The organism is Caulobacter sp. ALps2, assembly GCF_058681635.1.
Window position 1 is genome coordinate 1,562,677 of record NZ_CM178743.1, and the last position, 24,606, is coordinate 1,587,282.

Here is a 24,606-nt window from a genome sequence, read left to right on the forward strand (position 1 = left end):
GCGTCCGCGACAAGTTAAGCGGTTTCGCGGCCGGAGCGCGCAGAGAAATAGGAAGTCAGGGTCCCCTTCGCTCGGAAGAGGACCCGTGAGCGCCTTAGTTCTTGATGTTCGAAAGCCGAAGCTGACGCGCGCGGGTCAGGATCGCGTTCTCGATGTCGGTGGCGGTCTGGTCGGCGACCGGAGCGTCGACCCAGGCGCCGTTTATGTCCTTGGACTGCTTGAACACCGTGACGTTCAGGCCGTCGGCGCGCAGTCGGGTGTCCAGGATGTAGACCGTGGCCTTGAAACGCTCGGCCGGGGTTTCCGGGTTCACGTACCAGTCGGTGACGATCACGCCGCCAAACGGGTCGGCCGAGGCCAGCGGCATGAAGGCCAGGGTGTCCAGGCTCGCGCGCCACAGATAGCCATTGACGCCGATCCCGGCTTCGCTGGCCGGAGCCTTGCCGCCGCCGCCGAAGCGCTTGAACGGGTTGAGGCCCGGCTCGTCGCTTTGCGTGGAAAACGTCTTGGGCTTGTTGCTCGCGCATGCGGTCATGCCCAGCATTGACAGAGCCAGGACGCCCGCGGCGACGCCGCGCATCACAGACCCACGCTCAAACGCCATAGTACCTCGCTCCAATGTCTCGCCGATGCGACTTCGCGCTATCCTGGCGCGCCCCCGCGGCCGGGAGCCGGTCTATAGCATGGCTACGCCGCCTCAAAACAGGAATCGCGTGACCTCATCGACACAGGAGTCGATTGAATCGTTCAATTCAGCCCTAAGTGCGACCAAACTCCCGTTGACCGCGTTCCAGCCAAGCCTTTAATCGAAATCTTAGGGGCTCGATCCTATATGGAACGAGTGGGGACACTGTATAGGCGGCGAGTAGCGATGGTCGCGAAGCGTTTCTTCTTGGCGGGTGCAGCCGCGCTGATCCTCACCGGATCGGCGGCGACGGCGTTCGCCCAGGCCAAGCCGCATGCCGTCGCGCCCGATTTCTCGGTCAAGAACGACTTCACCAGCGCCGCCGCCGGCGTCCAATATCCGCAGGACGACAAGCGCTCGCTGCGTTGGGACGCCAAGAAGGGGCGTTGGGGCGTGAAGCTGGATCTGGACCAACCGTCCAGCCGCGAAATGGAAATGCAGGACGTCCAGGCCGGAGCGTATTTCAAGGTGACCCCGTCGATCCGCGTCGGTGGCGCGGTCAGCCTGGGCGAATCCAATCCGGCTCTCGCCGCCCGCAAGGCTCAACAGCCGGAAGCCGCGCCCCGCGTCCGCCTGGAAACCGCTTTCAAGTTCTGATTTAGCCGGCGAGCGCTTCGACCGCCGCGATCCCGACGATTCCGCTGCCGATCAGCTGCGTGACCGTACGCGCCCGCACCCCGCCCAGGGCGTAGACGGGCAGGGCCGTCGCCGCGACCAGACCCTTCAAGCCCTCGATCCCCAGCGGCTCCCCCGCCGAAGGGCTGTTGCTGGCGAACACCGGCGAGACGACGAGCGCGTCGGCCCCGGCGCGTTGCCCGGCCTGGACGGCGACCACGTCATGGGCCGCGACGGTGATCAGCCAACGAGCATGTTCGGCCCGCAGGCGGGGAAGCTCGGCGACGCGGGCCTCGGGCATGTGCACGCCGTCGGCCCCGATGCCCTCGGCCAGGCTGGTATGGGCCCCGGCCAGCAGCAACAGGCCCCGCGCGTCGGCGATGGCTCGCAGGCGCCGGCCCTGGTCGACCGCGTCCTCGGCCCCGAAGGCCCGGAAAACGATCCCGGCCCCGGGCGGCAAGCGCTCGGCAACGGCCTCGGGGTTCGAAACCCGCGCCGGATCGGTGAAGAACAGCAGACCCGGCAGGGTCCGTCCCCGCGCGGTCCTTGGCGGGAAGGCCGTCGCCGCACTAGACAGGACTTCCAGTTCGCTCACGTTTCCGTCCAAGGCCACACCCCCCGATGTCGCACGCTCTTGCCACGATCCATGATCGCATCGCCGCCGCCGAGATCCGGGCCGGACGGCCCGCCGGCTCGGTGACGCTGGTGGCGGTGTCCAAGACCCAGCCTTGGGAGCATATCGCGCCCGTGCTGGATGCGGGACAGAAAGTGTTCGGCGAGAACCGCGTCCAGGAGGCGATGGAGCGCTGGGGTCAGCGCCGCGAGGGTTTGGAGCTGCGCCTGATCGGCCCATTGCAGACCAACAAGGCCCGCGAAGCCACGGCCTTCTTCGACGTCATCGAGACGCTCGACCGTGAAAAGCTGGCCCGCGTGCTGGCCGAGGAGATCCAGCGGGCCGGCAAGGCGCCGCGCCTCTATGTCCAGGTCAATATCGGCGAGGAAGACCAGAAGGCGGGGATCGCGCCCGCCGAGGCCGACGCCTTCATCGCCGCCTGCCGCGCGACCTATGGCCTGGGTATCGAGGGACTGATGTGCATCCCGCCCGTCGACCAGGACCCCGCGCCGCATTTCGCGGCCTTGCGCGCCATCGCCGAGCGCAACGGGGTCGAAAAGCTCTCCATGGGCATGAGCGACGATTTCGAGATCGCGATCGCCGAAGGCGCGACCTCGGTGCGGGTGGGGTCGGCTATCTTTGGCGGCCGCGCCTACGGTTAGGCGACGATCTCGACCGCGTCGCCGGGCTTGGCGGCGGCCAGCACCGCCTCGAGGTCCGCCCGCTCCAGCGCCACGCAGCCCTCGGTGCCCGGATAACCGTCCCGCGCCAGGTGCATGAAGATCGCCGAACCCAGGCCTGGCACGGGCGGATCATCGTTGTGGCCCAGGATCACGACCAGGTCGTAGACGGCGTCGTCACGCCACATCCGCTCGGCGCTGGCCGGGTAGGGCAGGGTGATGGGGCGGTTGTAGTTCGGATCGCCCGGCGCGTCGCACCAACCGTCTTCCGGCCGCGTGGCGCGAACGGGCAGGGCGGTGTTCGGGCCTTCGGGATAGACGTCGGGACGGTGCCAGACTTCGCGCATCGTCCAGGTTCCCAGCGGGCTTTTGTTGTCGCCCTCGCGCTTGTCGGCGCCGGCGATGACGCCGGCCTTGCCGATCGCGCAACGTAGGATCCGTCCGTCCAGCTCGAAACGGCCATCGGCATGGGCTCGAAACAGCATCGACGGTCGACTCCTCGGACTTCCTTGTTGGCGCTCGATAGCCGCCGAAACCGGCTACCACCTTCGGCTATCAAGCTTAAAGCTCCGCTCGGGGTTGTCCCGAGGGGCCGCAGCGGTGCATGTTTCGCCTTATGGCGCAACGCAAGACCCTTCTGCTGATCGACGACGACGACGACCTGCGCGGCGCTCTCGCCGAGCAACTGGCCCTCCACGAGGAGTTCGCGGTCGCCGAGGCCTCGACCGCCGGCGAGGGTGTGCGGGTGTCGCGCGAGATCAAGCCCGACCTGATCCTGCTGGACGTCGATCTGCCCGACATGGACGGCCGCGAGGCCTGCCGCCTGATGCGCAAGAACGGGGTCACCGCCCCGGTGATCATGCTGACGGCCGCGGCCAGCGACAGCGACACGATCCTGGGCCTGGAGTCCGGCGCCAACGACTATGTCACCAAGCCCTTCCGCTTCGGCGTGCTGCTGGCCCGCATCCGCGCCCAGCTACGCAGCTACGAGGCTTCGGAAGACGCCCTCTTCCGCATCGGCCCGTACGAGTTCCGTCCGTCGGCCAAGCTTCTGGTCGACGAGAAGCAGAAGAAGGTGCGGCTGACGGAAAAGGAAACCAACATCCTCAAGTACCTCTACCGCGCCGGCTCCAAGCCCGTGTCGCGCGAGGAGCTGCTGACCGAGGTGTGGGGCTACAACGCCGGCGTCACCACCCACACGCTGGAAACCCATGTCTATCGCCTGCGCCAGAAGATCGAGCCGGATCCCGCCGTGGCGCGGATCCTGATCACCGAGATGGGCGGGTATCGCCTGCAGCCGTAACGAAAAAGGCCCGGTCAGCGATGACCGGGCCTTCTTGTCTTCAGCGGTGACGCTTGAAGCTTAGGCGTTGCCCACAACCTGGCCTTCGGCCTGGGCCTTGCGCGCGGCGTAGACGCCGGCGAAGTCGATCGGGTCGATCAGGAAGGGCGGGAAGCCGCCTTCGGCCGTGACGTCCGAGATCAGGCGACGGGCGTATGGGAACAGGAAGCGCGGGCACTCGATCAGCAGAACCGGCTCGAGGTCGGCTTCGGCGACGCCCTCGATGTGGAACAGGCCGCCGTACACGACTTCAACGTGGAACACCGCTTGCTCTTCGCGCAGGGCGCGGGCCGACAGCTTCAGGTCCACTTCGAACAGACCGTCAGGACGACCGCGGGCGTTCATCTCGACACCCATGTCGATCGCGGGCTGGGCGGCGCCGGCGCGCAGGCTGTCAGGGGCCAGCGGATTCTCGAACGAGAAGTCACGAACGAACTGGGCCAGGATGCGGATGCCCGATTGTCCAGCGGCCTCTTCCGGAGTCGCCGCCTCGGGAGCGCCATTGGGGGCGGAGGTGTCGGTCATTAGGATAAAATCCGTAATCGGCGCGCTAGAACGCCTGTAAGAAAGGTGCGCGCTGCTACCATGGGGCCCCGTCTGGCGCAACGCCAGGCGCCTGACGGGAGAGCGCGTCTCGCCTATATAGACACCATTCGCTGGGCCAAAAGCCCGTTAACGGACCTTGAAGTGCTCCAGATCCTGTTTCTCGCCGCGGTCGCCGCTGTCGTCCTGTACCAGCTCTACGCCACCCTGGGGCGCCGGGCTGGCCGCCAGCCCGAGGACAATACGCCCGTGACGGCCCAGTCCGGCGCGCCCTCCACGGTGCTGGACGCCCAGTCGGCGCACCGCGCCGAAGGGCTGGCGACGTTGAAGGCCAAGCAGCCCGACTTCGATCCCACCAAGTTCCTGTCCGGCGCCCGCGCGGCTTACGAGCAGATCGTCAAGGCCTATGCCGAGGGCGATCGCGAGACGCTGAAGCCTCTGCTGGCGACCGAGGTCATGGACAATTTCGAGCAGGCCATGGCCTCGCGCGAAGCGTCCGGCCGCACCGAGAAGGTCGAGTTCCTGACCCCGCCGCGTCTGGACCTGGAAAAGGTCGACGTCGCCGGCGACCTGGCCAAGGCTGTCGTTCGCATCCTGGCCGAGGTGCGCACCCGCACCAAGGACGAGCGTGGCGAGGGCGTCGACGATCGCCGCACGGCCGAGCTCTGGACTTTCGAGCGCGAGGTCAAGAGCGCCAATCCGAACTGGCTCCTGACCTACGTCGCCGCCGCCGAGGCGTAATGACCCGCGTTTCGACCTCCCTCGCGCCGCTGATCCTGTCGGCGTTGCTGCTCAGCGCTTGCGCCAGCGCCGTGAGCGCGCCGCCGCCTGTCGCGTCGGTCCCGACGCCGCCTCCGCCGACCACGACGGTTCCACCGGCGCCCGCGACGACCCCGCCGCCGACGGCGATGTCGTTCTCCAGCCTGGCGGGATGGAACGAGGAAGACCACCTGGCGGCGCTGAACGCCTTCCGCGCCGGCTGCGGCGTTTCCAAGGATCCAGCGATGGCCCGCGTCTGCGGCGTCGCCCGCGCCTCGAGCGTCCAGGACGAACCCGGAGCCCGGGCGTTTCTGGAGGCCACCTTCCGACCCGAGCCGGTGGGTCCAGATGGGGGTGGAAACGAAGGCCTGCTGACCGCCTATTTCGCTCCGCGGTACGACGCACGGATGTCGCGCAACGCCGAGTTCACCGCGCCGGTGCGCGGCCTGCCAGCCGACCTGGTGGTGCTGGACCTGGGCGCGTTCGAGCCCTCGTTCGTCGGTAAGAAGATCACCGGCCACGTCGAAGGCCCGACCTTCGTGCCTTATCCGGACCGCGCCGAGATCGAGGCGGTCCCGACCGACAAGCCCCTGGCCTGGATGCGGCCCGAGGAGCTGTTCTTCCTGCAGATCCAGGGCTCGGGGATTCTGGTGCTGCCCGACGGCCGCCGCGTGCGCGCCGCCTTCGCCGGCGCCAATGGCAAGCCGTTCGTCGGCATCGCCACGGCCATGCGCGACCGGGGCCTGCTGCCCGACAACAACACCTCCGGCGACGCCATCCGCGCCTGGCTGGCCGACCATCGCGGGCCCGAGGCCGACGCGATCATGCGGCTGAACCCGCGCTACGTGTTCTTCAAGATGGCCGCCGACGACGGCAAGGAAGCCGTGGGGGCCGCCGGCATTCCGCTGCCAGCCGGTCGCGCCATCGCCGTCGACCCCAGCAAGCACGCCATGGGCGGGCTCTACTGGCTGGACGCCGCCGCGCCGAAGCTATCAGGGGCTTTCCCGGCCTATCGCCGCCTGGCCGTGGCGCTGGACACCGGCGGGGCGATCAAGGGCGAGGTCCGGGCCGACCTCTATATCGGCAGCGGGGCCGCCGCCGGGGCCGAGGCTGGCCGCGTGCGCCACGCCCTGCGCCTCTACCGGCTGGTCCCGCGGTAAGGTGGCCAAGAAACCGCCGCCCAAACCCGCGGAGGATAGGCCCGAGGACGACAAGCGCCTCTGGAAGCTCGTCGCCTCGACCGTGACGCCCCGCGCGGCGGAAAAGCCCGAGAAGATGCGGTCCAAGGCCCGGATCCGGTCGGTGAAGTCCGCCACGGCCATTCCGGTCGAGACGCCGACCCACCTGGCCTCGATCGCGCCGCTCCGCGTGTCGCCCGAGGAGCTGAAGCCGGCCCCGGCCAAGACCCTGAAATACGCGCCCGATCGCATCGAGCCCAACCGCAAGCGCCGGATCGCCAAGGAGCACGATCCGATCGGCGCGCGCCTGGACATGCATGGCCTGGACCAGGACCAGGCCCGGGCGACCCTGGAAGGCTTCATCCGCCGCGCCTATGACGACGGCCACCGCGCGGTGCTGGTCATCACCGGCAAGGGCAAGGTCGGCCACGGCGTGCTGAAGCAGCGCACGCCGGAATGGCTGGCGGGACCGGGTGTGCGCGAGATGATCGCCGGGGTGTCGATCGCCGACCGGCGGCACGGCGGCGACGGGGCGCTTTATGTGGCGCTGAAGCGGAAGGGTTAGTTCTTCCCGCCTATTTGGGGCGCGAAGCCTTCTCGGCGATGCCGGAAGTCCCTTCACGGGCCTCCAGCTTCTCGGCCACCGCGTCCAGCGGCACGCCAGCCGCCGCCATCAGCGCCAGCCAGTGGTAGAGCAGGTCGGCGCTCTCGGCCGCCAGGGCCTCGGGCCCCTGGGCCACCGCCGCGATCACGGTTTCCACCGCTTCCTCGCCGAGCTTCTTGGCGGCCAGGGTGGGGTCGTTCAGCAGCTTGGCGGTGTAGGACACCGACGGATCGCCACCCTTGCGGCCTTCGATCGTGGCGGCCAGGCGGTCCAGGACCTCGGTCAGGCGGCTCATGCGGCGCTCCGGTCCAGGCGCACGGGGATGCCGGCGTCGGCCATGGCCTGCTTGGCTTCGCCGATGCTGATTTCGCCGAAGTGGAAGATCGAGGCGGCCAGCACGGCGGCGGCGTGGCCGTCGCGGGCGGCTTCGACCAGGTGCTCGGTCTTGCCGGCGCCGCCAGAGGCGATCACCGGTACGTTCACGGCGCCCGTCACGGCCCGCAGCAGCGGGATGTCGTAGCCGATCTTGGCGCCGTCGCGATCCATCGAGGTCAGCAGGATCTCACCCGCGCCGCGCTCGACCACCTTGGCGGCCCAGTCGACCACGTCCAGGCCGGTGTCCTTGCGGCCGCCATAGGTCCAGACGTTCCAGCCCGAGCCGTCCTCGCGCAGCTTGGCGTCGATGGCCACGACCACGCACTGGGCCCCGAAGGCGTCGGCGCCGGCGGCGATCAGGTCGGGGTTCTCGACGGCGGCGGTGTTGGTCGAGACCTTGTCGGCCCCGGCCAGCAGCAGGCGGCGCATGTCCGACACCTGTCGCACGCCCCCGCCCACCGAGACGGGCATGAAACAGACCTCGGCGGTGCGCGAGATGACGTCCAGGATCAGGCCGCGGCCTTCGCTGGAGGCGGTGATGTCCAGGAACATCAGCTCGTCGGCCCCGGCGGCGTCATAGGCCCGCGCCTGCTCCACCGGATCACCCGCGTCGCGCAGGGAGACGAAGTTGACCCCCTTGACCACCCGCCCGTCCTTCACGTCGAGGCAGGGAATGATCCGGGTCTTCAGCATCAGACGGCCGCCGCGATCAGGGCTTCGGACGGCTTGATCGTGCCGGCATAGAGCGAGCGGCCCAGGATGGCGCCGGCGATCTCGACGCCCTCGCGGGCTTTCAGGCGCTCGATGTCGGCGACCGCGGCCACGCCACCCGAGGCGATGACGGGAATAGAGACCGCGTCGGCCAGCTCGCCCACGCCTTCGACATTGACGCCGGTCAGGGCGCCGTCGCGGCTGATGTCGGTGATGATCAGGGCCGCGACGCCGGCGTCCTCGAAACGACGCGACAGGTCAATCGCGGAAAGGTCCGAGAGGCCGGTCCAGCCGTCGATGGCGACCTTGCCGTCACGGACGTCGACGGCCACGGCGATCTGCTCGGGCCACAGGCGCGCGGCCTTCTTGACCAGTTCGGGGTCGTGCACGGCCACGGTGCCGAGGATCACGCGCGAGACGCCGGCCTCGATCCAGGCCTCGACGCCGGCCAGGGTGCGGATGCCGCCGCCCAGCTGCACGGGGATCGAGATCGACTCCAGGATCGACTCGACGGCGGCGGTGTTGACCGACTTGCCCTCGATGGCGCCGTTCAGATCAACGACGTGCAGCCACGAGAAGCCGTCCTTGACGAAACGCTGGGCCTGGTCGGCGGGCGAGGTGTTGAAGACCGTGGCCTTCTCCATGTCGCCGTGCAGCAGGCGCACGCACTGGCCGTCCTTCAGGTCGATGGCGGGATAGAGGATCATGGGCGCCATTCCAGGAAGTTGGCGAGCAGGGCGAGCCCTGAAGCTTGTGACTTTTCGGGGTGAAACTGTACGCCCGCGACATTGCCCTTGGCCACCGCCGCGGTGAACGGACCACCGTGGTCGGTGATCGCAACCACGTCGGCGGGATCGGCGGCGTTCAGGGCGAACGAGTTGGCATAGTACATGTGCGCGCCGTCCTCGATGCCCGCGAACAGGGCATGAGCGCGGGTGAAGGCGATGGCGTTCCAGCCCATGTGCGGGATGGTCAGCGAAGGGTCGTTCGGCTCGAGCTTCTTCACCTGGCCGGCGATCCAGTCGAGGCCGGGGGTGACGCCGAACTCCAGGCCTTCGGTGGCCAGCAGTTGGTGGCCGACGCAGATGCCCATGAACGGCACGCCCCGGCCGTGCACGGCCTGGTTCATCGCCTCATACACGCCGGTGGCGTCCAGGCCGGCGCGGCAAGAGGCGAAGGCCCCGACGCCGGGCAAGAAGACACGATCGGCCTTGGCGACAAGGTCGGGATCGGCGGTGACGACGATGTCGGCGTCGAGCGCGCGGCGGCGGGCCGCCTCACGCAGGGCCTTTTCGGCCGAACGCAGGTTGCCCGACCCATAGTCGATCAGGGCGACGGTCTGCATGGAATGTCCTTACAGCACGCCCTTGGTGGACGGAGCCTGGCCGCCGGTCTTCGGGTCGAACTCGACCGCCTGACGCAGCGCCCGGGCCAGGGCCTTGAAGCCGCTTTCGGCCACATGGTGGGTATTGTCGCCGTACAGGGTCTCCAGATGCACGCACGCTCCGCAGTTCATCGCGAACGCGTGGTGGAACTCCTTGAAGAGCTCGGTGTCCATCTCGCCGACCTTGGGTCGCTTGAACTCGACCTTCCAGATCAGGTACGGCCGGTTCGACAGGTCGATGGCGCAGCGCGTCAGGGTCTCGTCCATCGGGATATAGGCCGAGCCGAAGCGCCGGATGCCCTTGAAGCCGTCCAACGCCTTGTTGATCGCCTGGCCCAGCACGATGCCGGTGTCTTCGACCGTGTGGTGCATGTCGATATGCAGGTCGCCCTTGGTCTCGACCTTGAGATCGAAGCCGCCGTGGCGCGCGAAGCTCTCCAGCATATGGTCATAGAAACCAATGCCGGTGGAGATCGTCGAGGCGCCGGTCCCGTCGAGATCGATCCAGACCCGGATCTGGGTCTCCTTCGTCTCGCGGACCACTTCAGCGGTGCGGGCCATCTGAGTCCTTAAAGTCCGTTCTTTTCAGCCAGCTCACGCAGGTTGACCTGCGGGCGCGGACCATAGTGGTCGATCACCTCGGCGGCGGCGAGAGAGCCCAGCTGGCCGCAGACCGGCAGCGGGCGACCCTGCGACAGGCCATAGAGGAAACCGGCCGCGTATTGGTCCCCCGCGCCGGTCGTGTCCACGACTTTTTCCACGGGGTAGGCCGAGATTTCGTGAAGCCGCCCATTGGAGGCGACCACCGAGCCCTTTTCGCCTCGGGTGACGGCGGCGATCTCGCAGCGCTCGGCCAGCGCCTTCACGGCGGCGTCGAAGTCGGTGGTCTCGAACAGCGAGCAGACCTCGGCCTCGTTGGCGAAGACGATTTCGCACTGGGTCTCGATGAAGCCCAGCAGGGCGCCGCGGTGGCGGTCGACCATGAAGCTGTCGCTCAGGGTCATGGAGATCTTGCGACCGGCGCCATGGCTCAGCGCGGCGGCCTTGGCGAAGGCGCGGCGGGCTTCGGGCGGGTCGAACAGATAGCCTTCCAGATAAGAATACTGGGCGGCCTCGATGATCTCGGGATCCACGTCGGCCGGGGTCAGCTCCACGCAGGCGCCCAGATAGGTCGACATGGTGCGCTGGGCGTCGGGCGTGACGTTGATCAGGCTCTGCGCCGTGGCCGGGCCTTCGGCCAGGGGCGGGGTGGTGAATACGCAGCCGATCGCCTTCATGTCGTGGCGGAACACGCGACCCAGCTGGTCGTCGGCGACCTTGCCGATGAAGGCGCCCTTGCCGCCGAAACTGGCGACGCCGGCGACGGTGTTGGCGGCGCTGCCGCCCGAGGCCTCGATGGCCGCGGCCATCACGTCGTACAGGCTGGCCGCGCGGGTCGGATCGATCAGGGCCATCGAGCCCTTCACCAGGCCTTCGCGTTCGAGGAAGGCCTCATCGCATTGGGCGATGACATCGACGATGGCGTTGCCGATGGCGGCGACGTCGTACAGCGCGGTCATGGGGCGGAACAAACCTTTGAAAGAACGGGCCAAGCAGCCGAAAACACTTTGGCGATTAAAGGAAGTAGGGGCTCAAGGCAACGCGAGCCTTGTTCCGAAGGTCGCGACATCATAGCTGCGAACTTCCTAATCAAGCTTGAGTGAGACGATGGTCGACGTCCTGATCCTGGTTCCCGCCCGCGACGAGGCTCGCTTCGCCAACAGCTGGAGCCCCCTGTTCGAACGCTTGGCCGCGCCGCTGCGGGACAAGGGGCTGAGCGTGGCGTCGCGGCCTTGGACCGATCGGGTCGAGAAGGGCCAGGCGCGGCTGGTCATGCCGTCTCTGGCCTGGGGCTATCACGGCCGGCAGGACGAGTGGTTCGGCTTTCTTGACAGGCTCGAGCGCGAGGGCGTGCGTGTCGCCAATCCGGTGAGCGTGATGCGCTGGAACTCGACCAAGACCTATCTGGTCGAGCTTGCTGCGAAGGGCGCGCCAGTGGTGCCGACCCATGCGCATGATCTGCTGACCCGAGAACATGTCCGCGACGCCTTCGACGCCTTCGGAGTCGACGAACTGGTGGTCAAGCCGCAGGTCTCGGCCGGCTCGCACGAGACCATCCGGGTCAAGCGCCACGGCGGCTCGCTGGCGGGCGGCCCCAGCGGCCCGGCCCTGATCCAGCCGTTCCTGCCGGCGGTGGGCGAGGAGGGTGAGCTGTCGTTGTTCTACTTCGACGGCCAGTTCAGCCACGCCGTGACCAAGGTCGCCGTCGCCGGCGACTTCCGCGTCCAGCCGCAGTTCGGCGGCCAGGTCAGTGAGATCGCCCCGGAGCCCGAGGCCCTGCGCGCGGCCGAGATGGTGCTGGAGGCGGCGGGTGAGGTCCTGACCTATGCCCGCGTCGATCTCATCCGAGGCCTGGAGCACACGCCGCAGTTGATGGAGCTGGAGGTGATCGAGCCGGATCTGTTCCTGGAGCACGCGCACGACAAGGGTGAGGCGTTCGCGGCGGCGGTGGCGCGGGCGATCGGCTAGCTCAGCAGGCCCCCACCTGACTTCGCTTCGCGAAGTCGTCCGCCCCCATAGGGGGCAGAAGGCCTGGAACCTTCTTCTTCCCCCTCCGGGGGAGGAGCGCCGCAGGCGCGGAGGGGGCAAGTCAGGCCCCCAGAAACAACTCCCGCGACGGGCACAGATCACTGATCCTGCAGATCTCGCATTTCGGTTTCCGCGCCACGCAGACATAGCGCCCGTGCAGGATCAGCCAGTGGTGCGCCCGGGTCTGGTAGGGCGGTGGGACGATCCGCATCAGGTCCTGCTCGACCGCGTCCGGCGTCTTGCCCGCCGACAGCTTCAGCCGGTGCGAGACGCGAAACACGTGGGTGTCGACGGCGATGGCCGGTTCGATGTCCAGCTCGTTCAACACCACGCTGGCGGTCTTGCGGCCCACGCCCGGCAGGGCTTCCAGGTCGACGCGGTTCAGCGGGACCTGGCCGCCGTGCTTGGCCATCAGGATGTGGGCGGCGGCGATGACGTTCTTGGCCTTGGTGCGGAACAGGCCGATCGAGGCGATGTACTTGATCAGCCCCTCTTCGCCGAGTTCCAGCATCCTTTCGGCGCTGTCGGCGACCTGGAACAGCGGGCCGGTGGCCTTGTTGACCTGGACGTCGGTGGCCTGGGCCGACAGCGCCACGGCGGTGACCAGTTCGTAGGGGTTCGAATAGTTCAGCTCGGTCTTGGGATGCGGCTCCAGGCTCTCGAAACGTTCGAAAAGGATCTCGACCCGTTCGCCCTCGGCCGGGCCGATGCGCTTTTGAGCGGGTTTTTTCTTCTTCGGAGCGGGGGCTTTGACCATCGGCGCGACCATGCCGTGATGCGGCCAAAACGCCAAGAAGGGTGGCTCGCCAAGCGCGGAAGGCGCGCCTAAATTCCTCGATCATGGCCCCGCCGATGTACATGGACCGCGTGATCGCGCCGCATCGCTCACTGACGCCGCGAGGGGCGGTGGCGGTGCTGGGCGTGGTGATGGCCTTCAACGTGCTGGTGGCGATCTTCCTGCTGGTCGTCGGCGCGCCGCCGGTGCTGCCGTTCTTGGGCCTGGACGTCCTGGCCCTGTGGCTGGCCTTGCGGGCCTCGGATCGCGCCGCCCGCCGCGTCGAGCGCGTCCAGGTCACCGCCGAGGCCGTCACGGTCAGCCGCGAGGACGAGAAGGGCGCCCGCACCGTCTGGACCTCGCCCACCGCCTTCACCCGCGTCGGCGTCGACCAGCCGGGTGAACACGACATCCGCGTGCGGCTGATGATCTATCGCAGGCGCCTGACCCTGGCCCGCTCGCTCAGCCCCGATGAGCGGATGTCCTTCGCCAACGCCCTGCGGGAGGCCATTCGCAAGGCCAGAAACGAGCGGTGGTCATGACAGCAAGAACCGGGCGGACACCGTTATGCGAGCGCCATAACCTATGACCATGGCATACGACGCATCCTTCATGTCGACGGCGATCCCGGAAGCGGCCAGTCAGGAACTGGTCCGTCTGGCCGAACGCTCGGTCGACTATCACCGCATGGCCAAGGCGCTCGACTGGCTGGCCGAGCGGTGGTCCGATCATCCCTCGCTGGATGAGGCGGCCCAGGCGGTGGGCCTGTCGCCGTTCCACTTCCAGCGCATATTCACCCGCTGGGCCGGGGTCAGCCCCAAGAGTTTCGTCTCGGCCATCGCCCACGCCGAGGCTCGGCGTTCGCTGGAGGCCGGCGGCACGGTGCTGGACGCGGCCTTCGACGCCGGACTGTCGGGCCCCTCGCGCCTGCACGACCTGTTCATCGCCCAGGAGGCGGCGACCCCGGGCGAGGTGCGCCGGCGCGGCGCGGGCATGCGGTTGCGATGGGGCTGGGCGCCGACGCCGTTCGGCCGGGGGCTGTTCGTGATGGCTGATCGGGGCCTCGCGGGCCTCGCGTTCTCGGACGGCGACGACGAGGCGAGCTTCGCCGACATGCACCGCCGGTTTCCGGCCGCCGACTGGACCCGCGACGACGCGGCGGCCCAGACCACGGCCCTGCACGCCTTCACGGGCGGGGACGGGCCGCTGCCGGTGGTGCTGATCGGCTCGCCCTATCACGTGCAGGTCTGGAAGGCGCTGCTCCAGATCCCGGCCGGCGAGACGGCCACCTATGGCCAGGTCGCCTGCTGGGCCGGCAAGCCCAAGGCCTTCCAGGCCACCGGCGGCGCCATTGGGGCCAACCCGATCTCGCTGCTGATCCCCTGCCACCGGGCGATCGGCAAGAGCGGCAAGCTGACCGGCTACCACTGGGGCTTGGCGCGGAAAGCCGCGATCCTGGGCATGGAGGCGGTCGCGGCCGCCTCCTGCAGCCCTAGAGGATGAACCGGCTCAGGTCGGCGTTGGCCGCCAGGGCGCCGATGCGCTCCTGCACATAGGCCGCGTCGATCGCCACGGTCTCGCCGCCGCGGTCGGCGGCCGAGAAGCTGATCTCCTCGACCACCTTTTCCATGATGGTCTGCAGGCGGCGGGCGCCGATGTTCTCGACCGAGCCGTTCACGGCCACGGCCGCGTCGGCCAGGGCGTCGATCGCCTCGTCCGAGAAGGTCAGGGTCACGCCCTCGGTCAGCATCAGGGCCTGGTGCTGGCGGATCAGGTTGGCTTCCGGCTCGGTCAGGATGCGGCGCATGTCGTCGCGCGACAGGCCCTTCAGCTCCACGCGGATCGGCAGGCGGCCTTGCAGCTCGGGCAGCAGGTCCGACGGCTTGGCGACGTGGAACGCGCCCGAGGCGATGAACAGGATGTGGTCGGTCTTGACCGGGCCATACTTGGTCGAGACGGTCGTGCCTTCGATCAGCGGCAGCAGGTCGCGCTGCACGCCCTCGCGGCTGACGTCCGCGCCCGAACGCTGCGAGCTGCTGGCGACCTTGTCGATCTCGTCGAGAAAGACGATGCCGTGGTTCTCGGCCAGCTCCAAGGCTTCCTGGGTCAGGGCCTCCTGATCCAGCAGCTTATCGCTTTCCTCGGCGATCAGCGGGGTCCAGGCGGCGGCGACGGTCGTCTTGTGGGTCTTGGTGCGACCGCCGCCGAACGACTTCATCATCTCCGACAGGTTCAGGACCGCCGCGCCCGGCTGGCCGGGGATCTCGAAGCTCTGGCCGCCGGTGTCGGCGAGTTGCAGCTCGATCTCCTTGTCGTCCAGTTCGCCGGCCCGCAGCTTCTTGCGGAAGCTGTCGCGGGCGGCGGTCGAGCCGGGGCCGGTCATGGCGTCGAGGATACGGTCCTCGGCGGCGGCTTCCGCTTTCGCCTTCACGGCGGCGCGGCGCTTGTCGCGGACCATGGCCAGGGCGCTCTCGACCAGGTCGCGGACGATCTGGTCGACGTCGCGGCCGACATAACCGACCTCGGTGAACTTGGTGGCCTCGACCTTGAGGAACGGGGCCTGGGCCAGCTTGGCCAGGCGGCGGGCGATCTCGGTCTTGCCCACGCCGGTCGGGCCGATCAGCAGGATATTCTTGGGAGTGACCTCGTCACGCAGGTCGGCCGGCACGCGACGGCGGCGCCAGCGGTTGCGCAGGGCGACGGCGACGGCCTTCTTGGCCTCGGCGTGGCCGACGATATAGCGGTCCAGCTCGGAAACGATCTCGCGGGGGGAAAACTCGGTCATCGGTCGTTGATCAGGGTCTCGAAGATCAGGCGCCACCCGTCGGGCCGCCTTTGCCAGACATGCATATAGTGAGCTTGGGCGGATTTTTGACCCGTCTCGCCCCAGATGGCCTCGCCATGGGTCCAGACGAAGTCGCCGGCCTTGGATGCGCCGCCGCCGCGCAGGGTCAGAATCATGGTCGCTGGACGCAACGCCAGGCGTTGATCGAGGGCGGTCGGGGCCAAGGCTCGGGTCCCGCGCGGACCCAGCAGACGGGCGTCGGTCGCCAGAAAAGCCTTGTAGGCTTGGCCCGTGTCACGATTAGCCATTTCGCTCAGTGTTTGCTCGGCCGCCCGAACGGCGTCGAAAGCCTTGGCGGGGCTGGTTTCGCCGACCTTGACCATCGGACCCTGCACGGCCGGCGCGTCCGGGCCTTGGACCGAGATCGAGTCGGCCTGGGCGCCGCCGTCATAGATCCACCGCCAGATCCCGTCGGCGTCCTTGCGCCAGATGCTGGCGTACCAGCCGGCGCGCTTGCCGTTGATCGCCGAGGGGCCGATCGACAGGCCCAAGTCCTCGGACCTGGCCGCCACCACCCAGGCGGGCCACCATTCCAGCTTCGGCTCGCCCTCGCCGGAGCGAGCGCCGTAGAGGGCCTTGGCGTTGACCGGGGTCGGCTCGAAGACGATGGCGTCGCCGGCCATATGCTTCAGGAAGGAGCCCCTGATCCCCAGCGTCAGCCCATCGGCGGCGAAGGCGCGCTCGGCGGCTTCGATCTGGGCGGCCCCCGTCCGCGTCGAGGGCGTCGAGGCCAGGGCCAGGGCGAATAGAGCGGCAGCGAGCATGGCGAAAGATCCTCCCGGCCGCGATCAAGCGCCGCCGGAAGATCGTCCGCACCCCGAATGCGACGAAAGCCCACAGGACTTCGCCCTAGAGGTTTTCGACGGTGAGATTGCCGTTGGTGTAGACGCAGATCTCGGCCGCGATGCCCATCGCGCGTCTTGCGATCTCCTCGGCCGAAAGATCCTGGTCGATCAAGGCCTTGCCGGCCGCCAGGGCGTAGTTGCCGCCCGAACCGATGGCCGCCACGGCGTTGCCGTCGGCGCTTTCGCCAGGCTCCAGCACGTCGCCGACGCCGGTGACGGTGTAGATGGCGGTCTTGTCGGCCACCAGCAGCATGGCTTCCAGCCTGCGCAGGTAGCGGTCGGTCCGCCAGTCCTTGGCCAGGTCGACGCAGGCGCGGGCCAGTTGGTCGGGATACTGCTCCAGCTTGGCTTCCAAACGCTCGATGAGCGTGAAGGCGTCGGCCGTGGCGCCGGCGAAACCCGCCACCACCTTGCCGCCGGCCAGGCGCCGCACCTTACGGGCGTTGCCCTTGACGACGGTTGGCCCCATGGAGACCTGTCCGTCGCCGGCGATCACGGTCTGTCCGTTCTTGCGCACCGCCAGAATGGTCGTGCCGTGCCAGTCGGGGAAGGAATTGCTGCTTTGCATGGCTTCGCATGTGGCGAGGCCGGGCCGGAGGGTCAAGCGCCATGAGTTTTTCCCCAATGGCCTTTTCAGAGGCCGAGGTCGAGCGCTACGCGCGCCACCTGGTCCTGCGCGAGATCGGCGGCCCGGGCCAACAAAGGTTGAAGGCCGCGCGGGTGCTGGTGGTCGGGGCCGGCGGCCTGGGCGCGCCGGCGTCGCTTTACCTGGCCGGCGCCGGCGTCGGGACCATCGGCCTGGTGGATCCCGACACCGTCTCGCTGTCGAACCTGCAACGGCAGGTGCTCTACGCCACCGCCGATGTCGGCCGGCCCAAGGTCGAGGCGGCGGTCGAGCGCCTGGGCGCCCTCAATCCGCACACCCACTTCGAAACCCACTCGGTATGGCTGGACGCGACCAATGCCGGGGACATCGTTTCCCGGTACGACCTGGTGCTGGACGGCACGGACGACTTCGCCACCCGCTTCGCCGTCAGCGACGCCTGTCTGGCCCATGGCAAGCCGCTGGTCAGCGGGGCCCTGGGACGCTGGACTGGCCAGGTCGGGGTGTTCCACGGCAAGCCCTGCTACCGTTGCCTGGTGCCCGAGGTCCCGCCGGACGCCGAGACCTGCTCGCTGGTGGGCGTGGTCGGGGCCTTGGCCGGGGTGATCGGCGCGATGATGGCGCTGGAGGCGGTCAAGCTGGTCGCCGGGGCCGGCGAGCCCTTGTCCGGCAAGCTGTTGATCCACGACGCCCTGGCGGCCGAGACCCGGACGGTCAGGATCGGGGCCGATCCCCATTGTCCGTCGTGCGGCGCTTGACGGCTTTCGGATAACGTCGTTCGTTCGTTTGTTTTTGATGGGGTCTCTCGGGGGAGGGTGGATGAAGACGCTGTTGCGCGGTCTCGCGACCGCCCTGGTGCTGATCGTCGTGCTGGCGACGGTGGGCTGGCTGCTGCTGCAGCGGCCGGACATCCCCTACGCCACGCTCGAGGCGAAGTATGGCTATGGGGACTCGCGCTACATGGACCTGCCGGGCGGCGTGCGGGCGCACTACCGCGATGTCGGTCCGCGCGACGCGCCGGCCATCGTGCTGGTCCATGGCTTCGCCGCCTCGACCCATGCCTGGGACGGCTGGGTGAAGGCCTTGTCGGGCGACTACCGCGTGGTGGTGCTCGACCTGCCCGGCCACGGCCTGACTCGCACGGGCGGGGCCTATGTCGTCAAGCCCGACAGCTTCGAAGGCGTGGTCGACGGCGTGACCCGGGGCCTGGGCCTGACCGGCTTCACCCTGGGCGGCAATTCGATGGGCGGCGAGGTCGCCTGGACCTATGCCCTGGATCATCCTGACCGCGTCCGGCGCCTGATCCTAGTCGACGCCGCCGGCTGGCCGACCAAGGGGCGCGGCGGGGCGACGATCTTCAAGTTCATGGGCAATCCGGTGGGCCGGCGCGTGCTGAAGGAGATCGAGATCCGTCCCCTGATGACCCAAGCGCTGCGGGCGGCCTATGGCGACCCGAAGCTCGTCACGCCCGCCCTGATCGATCGTTATGTCGACCTGGCGCGCGCGCCCGGGCATCGCACGGTCCTGCTGGGCCAGCGGCCGCGTCGCGTGGCCACGGCGCCGGACCTGTCGACCATCCACGTTCCGACCTTGATCATGTTCGGCCAGGACGACCGGCTGATCCCGCCCGCCGACGCCGAGAAGTTCCACAAGGCCATACCGGGCGCGACCCTTATCCTCTATCCGGGCGTCGGTCACGTGCCGATGGAGCAGATCCCGGCCCGCTCCGCCGCCGATCTCAAGGCCTGGCTGGCGGCGCATCCGGTGAAGAGCTGAAAGGTCAGGCGAAGGCTTTACGGATGTGCTCGATCGTCCGGGTCACCATCATCTGGTGGTTGTCCTCGCCCCAATTGGGGTGGCCCTCCGTTGGGACCTCAACATAGTCGACTGGACGGCCAGCGCCCTTCAGCGCATTGCGCATGATCCGCGACTGCTCGACACCGACGACGCCGTCCAGATCACCATGCATTAGGAGGACCGGAGCCTTGATCTCCTTGGCTCGCAAGGCCGGTGAGGCCGCCGCGATCGCCTTGCGGTCGTTGGAGGGGTCGCCAATCGTCTTGAGCCAATACTCGTAGCCCATCGACGAGGAACCCTCTATGTCGCGAACGAAGCCTAGCATCTTCATGAGATCGCTGACTCCGGCGATCGAGACCACGGCCTTGTAGCGATCGGGGGTCTTCACCGCCCCCATCAAGGCCGCGTAGCCCCCGTAGCTGATGCCGCAGATGGCGATCCGGCTTGGGTCGACTTCGCCGCGGTCGAGCACGGTCTGAACAGCGTCCTCGACATCGTTCTGCATCAGATCGCCCCAACGCTTGCGACCGGCGTCGGCGAAAGCGCGTCCATAGCCGGACGAGCCGCGGAAGTTGACCTGCAGAACCATCCAGCCCTCCAACGCCAGGGCCTGGACTAGCGGATCGAAATCATAGATGTCGCGGGTCTCGGGCCCGCCGTGCGGCAGCACGATCAGTGGCCGCTTGCCAGTCGCCTTCGTGGGCGTCGTCAGGTAGGCGGCCAAAGTGCGACCGTCACGGCTTACCAGCTTGATGGCTTCCATTCCGGCCAGCGGGGTTTGAGACAGGCCCGAATAGGCAGCGCCCAGTGGTTGCAGCTTGGCCTTCGTCCGATCGTACAGCCAGTAGGATCCCGCGTGGCGCGGGCCGGACACGTAGACGAGCAGCCGATCCTGCTGGAGGCTGATGCTCCGGATGGCGACGTTGCAGTCGTTCTTGAAAAAGCCGCCAATGCTCCGGTAGTGCCGGGCCAGATCGGGATCGACGAATTCGTAGTTCAGGCGGTCATCAATCCAGGTCGTGGCGACAAGGCGACGCGCGCGATCGGCGACGCAGCCGCTCATGTCGCGGTCGGAGCGCCCGCCCACCTTGGTCTTGAACTGCAGGTCGCGGACATCGAAGGTTCGGATCGATTGGGTGTCTTCGCCGTCCAAGGTCGTGGCGACCAGCATGATCCCAGGCTCGGGGGTCGAGCCGAGGAAGTCGATGCCATCCAGCTTGGCGGCCTCGTTGCGTCTGTACTTCTTGTAGAAGGTCCACTCGGTCTGGCCGGGCGCGCGCGTCTGGACCGACACCGTCGAACCCGTCGAGTCGAGCCGTATGACCGGAACGCCCTTCTGAGTCAGCCAGCCATCGGTCGCGCTAGCCCCGCGCTCTAGGAGCGTCGCATTGCCCGTGGTGACGTCGACCTGGTGCAGCGCCAGGCAGTTGTATTGGCTGTCCCAAGCCTGCATCAGGATGCTGTTGCCATCCTCGCTGGAGAAGTCGACCACATCGCCGAGGTTTCGCCGGCTGCTCAAGGTGGACTTCTGATTGCCAAACAGGATGACCTGATTCTGGCCATCGGCATCCATGGCGATGACGCGTCGGGTGAACTGCCGGATAACGTCGCCTTTCCAGCGGATTCCCGTGGTTTGGCCCTTCTTGTTCTTGTCCAGCAGCACCCAAACCAGCAGGCGCTCGTCACCAACCCAGGCGATACGCTCGATTTCGCAGTCGCCGATCGGAATGTTGGCTTTAGGCGTCTCGGGCTTCTCGGCGTCGAAGCTCAACACAAACGCCATGCGATCGGCCTCGCGTCCTCGGACGCCGCAGGTCGCCGCCCGCCGCCCGTTTGGGGACAAGGCGGCATCCCGCAGGCTAGGTTGGGCGAGCAACTTTTGGCGGATCGCCAGCTTCGGATCGGCCACGGTTAGTTCGGTCGTCGCAGCGCAAAGTGGCGCCGCCGAGACCGCCACGACGGCGCGCCGGGAAATGCCGGACGCGCGGTGGCGCCCCGTAAAGTTCTCTCTCAAGCTACACTCCAACTCCCCAACGCCAGCTATTCTTGGTGGAGGTTGTTTTGCAGTGCAACCGTGGAGATCAGAGCATCGAAGGAATCACGCGATCCGGCGGCCGGTGACCGTCCATGAAGGTCTTGACGTTGACGATGACCTTCTCGCCCATGTCGATGCGGCCCTCGACCGTGGCCGAGCCCATGTGCGGCAGCAGCACGACATTGGGCAGCTTCAGCAGCTTGGGATTGATGGCCGGCTCGTGCTCGTAGACGTCGAGGCCCGCGCCGGCGATCTCGCCCTTGGCCAGCATGTTGGCCAGGGCGCCTTCGTCGATGACCTCGCCCCGGGCGGTGTTGACGATCACCGCGTGCGGCCGCAGCAGCTTCAGCCGGCGGGCCGACAGCAGGTGATAGGTGGCGGGCGTGTGCGGGCAATTGACCGAGACGAAGTCCATCCGGGCCAGCATCTGGTCCAGGCTTTCCCAGTAGGTGCAGCCCAGCTCCTCGGCGATGCGCGGGCTGACGGGCTTGCGGTTGTGATAGTGCACCTGCATGCCGAAGGCCTTGGCGCGGCGGGCGACGGCCTGGCCGATGCGGCCCATGCCGATGATGCCGATCCGCTTGCCCCACAGGCGCCGGCCCAGCATCCAGGTCGGCGACCAGCCGTGGAACCCGCCGGCCTTGACCACCTCGGCGCCTTCGACGACCCGGCGCGAGGTGGCCATGATCAGGGTCATGGTCAGGTCGGCGGTGTCTTCGGTCAGGACGCCCGGCGTATTGGTGACGATGATGCCGCGGGCGTTGGCGGTGGCGACGTCGATATTGTCCACACCGGCGCCGAAATTCGCGATCAGCTTGAGCCGATCGCCGGATCGCGAGAGAAGGCGGGAGTCGATACGATCGGTGATCGTCGGCACCAGCACGTCGGCCCGGCTCATGGCGTCGACCAGTTCATCCGCCGTCAAGGGTTTGTCGGAGACGTTCAGTTCGGTGTCGAACAGTTCGCACATCCGCGTCTCCACCGGATCGGGGAGTTTGCGGGTGACGATGACTTTGAGCTTGCGAGCGGCCATGGGCGGTTTGAAAAGCTCTCACTGACGGGCGTTTGAAAGCTGTAGCAAAGGGGCCCCAGGGGGCCAAGCAACATGCCGTCGAAAACAGAACATCGTTCGTTTCATTTCATCTTTGGGGCGATCTGCGCCCTGTTGGCGGGCCCGGCCCTGGCCGACGGCCCCCGGATCACGCCGTCTGGGCTGGAGGTGCCGCGCTACGTGTCGCTGAAATATGCCGAGGTCAACGCGCGCAACGGCCCGGATGAGGCTCACCAGCTCTTGTGGATCTATCATGCCAAGGGCTTGCCGGTGCAGATCGTGGCCGAGACGCGCGAGTGGCGGCGGATCTGCGATCCCGAGGGCGGCCTGGCCTGGGTGCATCGCCGGGTGATCGATGGCCGCCGCTCGGCGATGCGGGTGCAGCCCAGCAATCTGGCCTTGCTGAGCGCCCCCAAGGCGGGGGCCAAGGTCAGCGCCTATCTGAAGGGACGCTCCGTCGCCAGCCTGGACAAGTGCGAGGACGGCTGGTGCCGGCTGCGGGCTGACGGCTCGTCGGGCTGGGCGCGCGAAATCGACATCTGGGGCGCCGATCCCGCCATCCAGTGTCGCAAGGGCTGAGCGCGACAGCCGAAAGTGTCAGCGGTTTCGGCGCCCGTCGCGCGCAGAGCAAACGGGAGATCGTTCGGAGGAACGGGCTCCCGGAACATACGGCGTCAGGGAAACGTTGAGACCTGACCCGCCGCCGTGCTAGGGCGTCCCTATGCAGAAGAACGCCTATACCTTCGAAGAACTCCTCGCTTGCGGTCGCGGCGAGCTTTTCGGCCCCGGCAACGCTCAGCTGCCCGCGCCGCCGATGCTGATGTTCGATCGCATCGTCCGTATCGAGGCCGAGGGCGGCAAGTACGGCAAGGGCTATGTCGAGGCCGAATTCGACATCAATCCCGACCTCTGGTTCTTCGGTTGCCACTTCATCGGCGATCCCGTCATGCCCGGCTGCCTGGGCCTGGACGCCATGTGGCAGCTGGTCGGCTTCTTCCTGGGCTGGTCGGGTGGTCCCGGCCGTGGCCGCGCGCTGGGCGTGGGCGAGGTGAAATTCACCGGCCAGGTGACGCCAGACGTCAAGAAAGTCGTCTATAAGATCGACCTGAAGCGGGTGATCATGCGTAAGTTGGTCATGGGAATCGCCGATGGCGTCCTGGAAGCCGACGGCAAGCCCATCTACGAAACCAAGGACCTGAAGGTCGGGCTGTTCACGCCCGAACAGATGGCTTCTTGATCCGTTAGACGAGACTGGCCCTCGAGAGCCGGCCCAAAGAACGGCGGGTCTCCCCGGGGGAGAAGAGGATTTACGATATGCGTCGCGTCGTCGTCACCGGACTGGGGATCGTCTCGTCCATCGGCAACAACGCCAATGAGGTGTTGGCGTCCCTGCGGGAAGCCAAGTCCGGCGTGGTCGCCGCGCCGGAATACGCCGAGCGTGGTTTCCGCTGCCAGGTGCATGCCGCGCCCCAGATCGAGTGGGAGGCGCTGGTCGACCGCCGCGCCGCGCGTTTCCTGTCGCCCGGCCTGGCCTATGCCCATATCGCCATGGAGCAGGCGATCGCCGATTCCGGGCTGGAAGAGGCCGACATCTCAAACGAGCGCACCGGCCTGATCGTCGGTTCGGGCGGGCCCTCGACCAGCGTCATCGTCGAGGCCGCGGCCACGACGATCGAGAAGGGTCCCAAGCGGATCGGTCCGTTCGCGGTGCCCAAGGCCATGAGCTCGGGCCCGTCGGCGGTGCTGTCGACCTGGTTCAAGATCCGCGGGATCAACTATTCGATCAGCTCGGCCTGCGCGACCAGCGCCCACTGCATCGGCGCGGGCGCCGAACAGATCCAGATGGGCAAGCAGGACATCATCTTCGCCGGCGGCTGCGAGGAACTGGACTGGACGCTGTCGAACCTGTTCGACGCCATGGGCGCGATGAGCACCCACTTCAACGATAACCCGGCCGTCGCCAGCCGCGCCTACGACAAGAACCGCGACGGCTTCGTCATCGCCGGCGGCGCGGGCGTGGTGGTGCTGGAAGAGTACGAGCACGCCAAGGCGCGCGGGGCCAAGATCTACGGCGAACTGGTCGGCTACGCCGCCAATTCGGACGGCTTCGACATGGTCGCCCCGTCGGGCGAGGGCGCGGCGCGCTGCATGAAGCTGGCCATGGCTCAGGCTGGCGACCGGGCCATCGACTATCTGAACCCGCACGGCACCTCGACGCCGGTCGGCGACAGCAAGGAGATGGGCGCGGTGCGCGACGTGTTCGGCGACAAGGCTCCGCTGATCTCGTCGACCAAGTCCCTGACCGGCCACAGCCTGGGCGCCGCCGGCGCGCAGGAGGCCATCTACTCGATCCTGATGCTCAACAACGGCTTCGCCGCCAAGAGCGCCCACATCGAGGAGCTGGACCCCGAGTTCGCCGACCTGCCGATCCTGCTCGAGCGCTCGGACAAGCCGCTGGAAACGGTGATGTCCAACAGCTTCGGCTTTGGCGGCACCAACGGCACGCTGATCTTCAGCCGCGTTGACTAAGGCTCGGG

The 24,606-nt window shown here is 67.7% G+C and carries 30 protein-coding genes; 14 read left to right on the forward strand and 16 right to left on the reverse strand.

Translation table 11 applies throughout. The features are described 5' to 3' along the window. Window positions 1-94 precede the first annotated feature (94 nt). Window positions 95-619 carry a DUF3576 domain-containing protein gene (locus tag ACW173_RS07390; RefSeq protein WP_492084262.1) on the reverse strand — a complete coding sequence of 175 codons (525 nt, stop codon included), beginning with the start codon at window positions 617-619 and terminating at the stop codon, window positions 95-97. A 252-nt stretch (window positions 620-871) separates the two neighbouring features. Between ACW173_RS07390 and ACW173_RS07395 the strand changes: the two genes are divergently transcribed. Next, window positions 872-1,282: an NtrZ family periplasmic regulatory protein gene (locus tag ACW173_RS07395; protein ID WP_492084263.1), complete on the forward strand. Its 411-nt coding sequence runs from the start codon at window positions 872-874 to the stop codon at window positions 1,280-1,282. A 1-nt stretch (window position 1,283) separates the two neighbouring features. Here the strand turns inward: ACW173_RS07395 and ACW173_RS07400 are convergent, their stop codons facing one another. Next, a complete protein-coding gene (locus ACW173_RS07400; RefSeq protein WP_492084265.1) occupies window positions 1,284-1,907 on the reverse strand; it encodes a thiamine phosphate synthase in 624 nt (207 codons plus the stop codon). A gap of 14 nt (window positions 1,908-1,921) precedes the next feature. On the opposite strand from ACW173_RS07400, the gene ACW173_RS07405 reads away from it, so the two are divergent. Then, complete coding sequence (locus ACW173_RS07405) at window positions 1,922-2,575, forward strand: YggS family pyridoxal phosphate-dependent enzyme (RefSeq protein WP_492084266.1); 654 nt, start codon at window positions 1,922-1,924, stop codon at window positions 2,573-2,575. Here ACW173_RS07405 and ACW173_RS07410 read toward each other — a convergent pair. Then, entirely contained in the window at window positions 2,572-3,078 is a 507-nt protein-coding gene (locus ACW173_RS07410; protein WP_492084268.1) for a L,D-transpeptidase family protein, read from the reverse strand. The two genes, ACW173_RS07405 and ACW173_RS07410, sit on opposite strands and share 4 nt — an antisense overlap. A gap of 131 nt (window positions 3,079-3,209) precedes the next feature. Here ACW173_RS07410 and ACW173_RS07415 point away from each other — a divergent pair, with 131 nt between their 5' ends. Then, window positions 3,210-3,896: a response regulator transcription factor gene (locus tag ACW173_RS07415; RefSeq protein ID WP_252635320.1), complete on the forward strand. Its 687-nt coding sequence runs from the start codon at window positions 3,210-3,212 to the stop codon at window positions 3,894-3,896. Between the two features lie 60 nt (window positions 3,897-3,956). On the opposite strand, the gene secB is transcribed toward ACW173_RS07415, so the two are convergent. After that, window positions 3,957-4,460, reverse strand: coding sequence for a protein-export chaperone SecB (gene secB / locus ACW173_RS07420; protein WP_492084269.1), 504 nt, complete (start codon window positions 4,458-4,460; stop codon window positions 3,957-3,959). A gap of 126 nt (window positions 4,461-4,586) precedes the next feature. On the opposite strand from secB, the gene timA reads away from it, so the two are divergent. Genes timA through ACW173_RS07435 form a run of 3 tightly spaced genes read left to right on the forward strand, consistent with a single transcriptional unit; the run spans window position 4,587 to window position 6,980 of the window. After that, the gene (gene timA / locus ACW173_RS07425; RefSeq protein ID WP_492085937.1) at window positions 4,587-5,219 is read left to right on the forward strand and encodes a TIM44-related membrane protein TimA; all 633 of its coding nucleotides are present in this window, start codon (window positions 4,587-4,589) and stop codon (window positions 5,217-5,219) included. Next, complete coding sequence (mltA, locus tag ACW173_RS07430) at window positions 5,219-6,397, forward strand: murein transglycosylase A (RefSeq protein WP_492084271.1); 1,179 nt, start codon at window positions 5,219-5,221, stop codon at window positions 6,395-6,397. Before timA ends, mltA begins: the two co-directional genes overlap by 1 nt. Before the next feature lies 1 nt (window position 6,398). After that, on the forward strand, window positions 6,399-6,980 hold the full coding sequence (locus ACW173_RS07435; protein ID WP_492084273.1) for a Smr/MutS family protein: 582 nt from the start codon (window positions 6,399-6,401) through the stop codon (window positions 6,978-6,980). Between the two features lie 10 nt (window positions 6,981-6,990). Here ACW173_RS07435 and ACW173_RS07440 read toward each other — a convergent pair whose 3' ends face one another. The 6 genes from ACW173_RS07440 to ACW173_RS07465 are packed head-to-tail and all read right to left on the reverse strand — an operon-like array spanning window position 6,991 to window position 11,048. Next, window positions 6,991-7,314: a phosphoribosyl-ATP diphosphatase gene (locus ACW173_RS07440; RefSeq protein ID WP_492084274.1), complete on the reverse strand. Its 324-nt coding sequence runs from the start codon at window positions 7,312-7,314 to the stop codon at window positions 6,991-6,993. Continuing rightward, complete coding sequence (gene hisF / locus ACW173_RS07445; RefSeq protein ID WP_492084276.1) at window positions 7,311-8,087, reverse strand: imidazole glycerol phosphate synthase subunit HisF; 777 nt, start codon at window positions 8,085-8,087, stop codon at window positions 7,311-7,313. Before hisF ends, ACW173_RS07440 begins: the two co-directional genes overlap by 4 nt. Next, window positions 8,087-8,821, reverse strand: coding sequence for a 1-(5-phosphoribosyl)-5-[(5-phosphoribosylamino)methylideneamino]imidazole-4-carboxamide isomerase (hisA, locus tag ACW173_RS07450; RefSeq protein ID WP_492084278.1), 735 nt, complete (start codon window positions 8,819-8,821; stop codon window positions 8,087-8,089). Before hisA ends, hisF begins: the two co-directional genes overlap by 1 nt. Beyond that, window positions 8,809-9,450 carry an imidazole glycerol phosphate synthase subunit HisH gene (gene hisH, locus ACW173_RS07455; protein ID WP_492084279.1) on the reverse strand — a complete coding sequence of 214 codons (642 nt, stop codon included), beginning with the start codon at window positions 9,448-9,450 and terminating at the stop codon, window positions 8,809-8,811. Before hisH ends, hisA begins: the two co-directional genes overlap by 13 nt. Before the next feature lie 9 nt (window positions 9,451-9,459). Next, on the reverse strand, window positions 9,460-10,050 hold the full coding sequence (hisB, locus tag ACW173_RS07460) for an imidazoleglycerol-phosphate dehydratase HisB (RefSeq protein ID WP_492084281.1): 591 nt from the start codon (window positions 10,048-10,050) through the stop codon (window positions 9,460-9,462). An 8-nt stretch (window positions 10,051-10,058) separates the two neighbouring features. Beyond that, on the reverse strand, window positions 10,059-11,048 hold the full coding sequence (locus ACW173_RS07465; protein WP_492084283.1) for an adenosine kinase: 990 nt from the start codon (window positions 11,046-11,048) through the stop codon (window positions 10,059-10,061). A 148-nt stretch (window positions 11,049-11,196) separates the two neighbouring features. Between ACW173_RS07465 and ACW173_RS07470 the strand changes: the two genes are divergently transcribed. Further along, a complete protein-coding gene (locus ACW173_RS07470) occupies window positions 11,197-12,057 on the forward strand; it encodes an ATP-grasp domain-containing protein (protein WP_492084284.1) in 861 nt (286 codons plus the stop codon). Window positions 12,058-12,178: 121 nt separating this feature from the next. Here ACW173_RS07470 and nth read toward each other — a convergent pair whose 3' ends face one another. Beyond that, on the reverse strand, window positions 12,179-12,886 hold the full coding sequence (gene nth / locus ACW173_RS07475; RefSeq protein WP_492085939.1) for an endonuclease III: 708 nt from the start codon (window positions 12,884-12,886) through the stop codon (window positions 12,179-12,181). Window positions 12,887-12,957: 71 nt separating this feature from the next. Here nth and ACW173_RS07480 point away from each other — a divergent pair, with 71 nt between their 5' ends. Together ACW173_RS07480 and ACW173_RS07485 are read left to right on the forward strand one after the other, a co-directional pair. Further along, entirely contained in the window at window positions 12,958-13,434 is a 477-nt protein-coding gene (locus ACW173_RS07480; protein WP_492084286.1) for a DUF2244 domain-containing protein, read from the forward strand. A gap of 43 nt (window positions 13,435-13,477) precedes the next feature. Then, window positions 13,478-14,395, forward strand: coding sequence for a methylated-DNA--[protein]-cysteine S-methyltransferase (locus ACW173_RS07485; protein WP_492084288.1), 918 nt, complete (start codon window positions 13,478-13,480; stop codon window positions 14,393-14,395). Here the strand turns inward: ACW173_RS07485 and hslU are convergent. From hslU to hslV, 3 genes are all read right to left on the reverse strand, one after another. After that, window positions 14,385-15,677 (reverse strand): ATP-dependent protease ATPase subunit HslU, encoded by a 1,293-nt coding sequence (gene hslU / locus ACW173_RS07490; RefSeq protein WP_492084289.1) that lies wholly within the window; start codon window positions 15,675-15,677, stop codon window positions 14,385-14,387. The genes ACW173_RS07485 and hslU overlap by 11 nt on opposite strands. After that, the gene (locus ACW173_RS07495; protein ID WP_492084291.1) at window positions 15,674-16,501 is read right to left on the reverse strand and encodes a DUF4440 domain-containing protein; all 828 of its coding nucleotides are present in this window, start codon (window positions 16,499-16,501) and stop codon (window positions 15,674-15,676) included. Before ACW173_RS07495 ends, hslU begins: the two co-directional genes overlap by 4 nt. A gap of 85 nt (window positions 16,502-16,586) precedes the next feature. Beyond that, complete coding sequence (gene hslV, locus ACW173_RS07500; protein ID WP_492084292.1) at window positions 16,587-17,186, reverse strand: ATP-dependent protease subunit HslV; 600 nt, start codon at window positions 17,184-17,186, stop codon at window positions 16,587-16,589. A gap of 20 nt (window positions 17,187-17,206) precedes the next feature. Here hslV and ACW173_RS07505 point away from each other — a divergent pair, with 20 nt between their 5' ends. Together ACW173_RS07505 and ACW173_RS07510 are read left to right on the forward strand one after the other, a co-directional pair. After that, window positions 17,207-17,944 carry a HesA/MoeB/ThiF family protein gene (locus tag ACW173_RS07505; RefSeq protein WP_492084294.1) on the forward strand — a complete coding sequence of 246 codons (738 nt, stop codon included), beginning with the start codon at window positions 17,207-17,209 and terminating at the stop codon, window positions 17,942-17,944. Window positions 17,945-18,005: 61 nt separating this feature from the next. Further along, window positions 18,006-18,962 (forward strand): alpha/beta fold hydrolase, encoded by a 957-nt coding sequence (locus ACW173_RS07510; protein ID WP_492084295.1) that lies wholly within the window; start codon window positions 18,006-18,008, stop codon window positions 18,960-18,962. Window positions 18,963-18,966: 4 nt separating this feature from the next. On the opposite strand, the gene ACW173_RS07515 is transcribed toward ACW173_RS07510, so the two are convergent. Continuing rightward, window positions 18,967-20,766: an alpha/beta hydrolase family protein gene (locus ACW173_RS07515; protein ID WP_492084297.1), complete on the reverse strand. Its 1,800-nt coding sequence runs from the start codon at window positions 20,764-20,766 to the stop codon at window positions 18,967-18,969. Window positions 20,767-21,064: 298 nt separating this feature from the next. Continuing rightward, the gene (locus tag ACW173_RS07520; RefSeq protein WP_492084299.1) at window positions 21,065-22,051 is read right to left on the reverse strand and encodes a 2-hydroxyacid dehydrogenase; all 987 of its coding nucleotides are present in this window, start codon (window positions 22,049-22,051) and stop codon (window positions 21,065-21,067) included. Between the two features lie 72 nt (window positions 22,052-22,123). Between ACW173_RS07520 and ACW173_RS07525 the strand changes: the two genes are divergently transcribed. The 3 genes from ACW173_RS07525 (at window position 22,124) to fabB (ending at window position 24,598) form a co-directional block, all read left to right on the forward strand. Beyond that, window positions 22,124-22,648, forward strand: coding sequence for an SH3 domain-containing protein (locus ACW173_RS07525; RefSeq protein ID WP_492084300.1), 525 nt, complete (start codon window positions 22,124-22,126; stop codon window positions 22,646-22,648). 142 nt (window positions 22,649-22,790) lie between these two features. Further along, entirely contained in the window at window positions 22,791-23,306 is a 516-nt protein-coding gene (fabA, locus tag ACW173_RS07530) for a 3-hydroxyacyl-[acyl-carrier-protein] dehydratase FabA (RefSeq protein WP_492084302.1), read from the forward strand. 77 nt (window positions 23,307-23,383) lie between these two features. Continuing rightward, on the forward strand, window positions 23,384-24,598 hold the full coding sequence (gene fabB / locus ACW173_RS07535) for a beta-ketoacyl-ACP synthase I (protein WP_492084303.1): 1,215 nt from the start codon (window positions 23,384-23,386) through the stop codon (window positions 24,596-24,598). Window positions 24,599-24,606 lie beyond the last annotated feature (8 nt).

Coding starts and splice junctions, on each gene's coding strand:
- hisH (WP_492084279.1), bottom strand. CDS start 9,450: ATGCAGACCGTCGCCCTGATCGACTATGGGTCGGGCAACCTGCGTTCG.
- ACW173_RS07515 (WP_492084297.1), bottom strand. CDS start 20,766: ATGGCGTTTGTGTTGAGCTTCGACGCCGAGAAGCCCGAGACGCCTAAA.
- ACW173_RS07485 (WP_492084288.1), top strand. CDS start 13,478: ATGACCATGGCATACGACGCATCCTTCATGTCGACGGCGATCCCGGAA.
- ACW173_RS07480 (WP_492084286.1), top strand. CDS start 12,958: ATGGCCCCGCCGATGTACATGGACCGCGTGATCGCGCCGCATCGCTCA.
- ACW173_RS07440 (WP_492084274.1), bottom strand. CDS start 7,314: ATGAGCCGCCTGACCGAGGTCCTGGACCGCCTGGCCGCCACGATCGAA.
- ACW173_RS07510 (WP_492084295.1), top strand. CDS start 18,006: ATGAAGACGCTGTTGCGCGGTCTCGCGACCGCCCTGGTGCTGATCGTC.
- mltA (WP_492084271.1), top strand. CDS start 5,219: ATGACCCGCGTTTCGACCTCCCTCGCGCCGCTGATCCTGTCGGCGTTG.
- ACW173_RS07520 (WP_492084299.1), bottom strand. CDS start 22,051: ATGGCCGCTCGCAAGCTCAAAGTCATCGTCACCCGCAAACTCCCCGAT.
- nth (WP_492085939.1), bottom strand. CDS start 12,886: ATGGTCGCGCCGATGGTCAAAGCCCCCGCTCCGAAGAAGAAAAAACCC.
- fabB (WP_492084303.1), top strand. CDS start 23,384: ATGCGTCGCGTCGTCGTCACCGGACTGGGGATCGTCTCGTCCATCGGC.
- ACW173_RS07410 (WP_492084268.1), bottom strand. CDS start 3,078: ATGCTGTTTCGAGCCCATGCCGATGGCCGTTTCGAGCTGGACGGACGG.
- ACW173_RS07525 (WP_492084300.1), top strand. CDS start 22,124: ATGCCGTCGAAAACAGAACATCGTTCGTTTCATTTCATCTTTGGGGCG.
- ACW173_RS07465 (WP_492084283.1), bottom strand. CDS start 11,048: ATGACCGCGCTGTACGACGTCGCCGCCATCGGCAACGCCATCGTCGAT.
- hisA (WP_492084278.1), bottom strand. CDS start 8,821: ATGGCGCCCATGATCCTCTATCCCGCCATCGACCTGAAGGACGGCCAG.
- ACW173_RS07405 (WP_492084266.1), top strand. CDS start 1,922: ATGTCGCACGCTCTTGCCACGATCCATGATCGCATCGCCGCCGCCGAG.
- ACW173_RS07395 (WP_492084263.1), top strand. CDS start 872: ATGGTCGCGAAGCGTTTCTTCTTGGCGGGTGCAGCCGCGCTGATCCTC.
- hisF (WP_492084276.1), bottom strand. CDS start 8,087: ATGCTGAAGACCCGGATCATTCCCTGCCTCGACGTGAAGGACGGGCGG.
- hslU (WP_492084289.1), bottom strand. CDS start 15,677: ATGACCGAGTTTTCCCCCCGCGAGATCGTTTCCGAGCTGGACCGCTAT.
- ACW173_RS07470 (WP_492084284.1), top strand. CDS start 11,197: ATGGTCGACGTCCTGATCCTGGTTCCCGCCCGCGACGAGGCTCGCTTC.
- ACW173_RS07495 (WP_492084291.1), bottom strand. CDS start 16,501: ATGCTCGCTGCCGCTCTATTCGCCCTGGCCCTGGCCTCGACGCCCTCG.
- secB (WP_492084269.1), bottom strand. CDS start 4,460: ATGACCGACACCTCCGCCCCCAATGGCGCTCCCGAGGCGGCGACTCCG.
- ACW173_RS07505 (WP_492084294.1), top strand. CDS start 17,207: ATGGCCTTTTCAGAGGCCGAGGTCGAGCGCTACGCGCGCCACCTGGTC.
- fabA (WP_492084302.1), top strand. CDS start 22,791: ATGCAGAAGAACGCCTATACCTTCGAAGAACTCCTCGCTTGCGGTCGC.
- hisB (WP_492084281.1), bottom strand. CDS start 10,050: ATGGCCCGCACCGCTGAAGTGGTCCGCGAGACGAAGGAGACCCAGATC.
- ACW173_RS07415 (WP_252635320.1), top strand. CDS start 3,210: ATGGCGCAACGCAAGACCCTTCTGCTGATCGACGACGACGACGACCTG.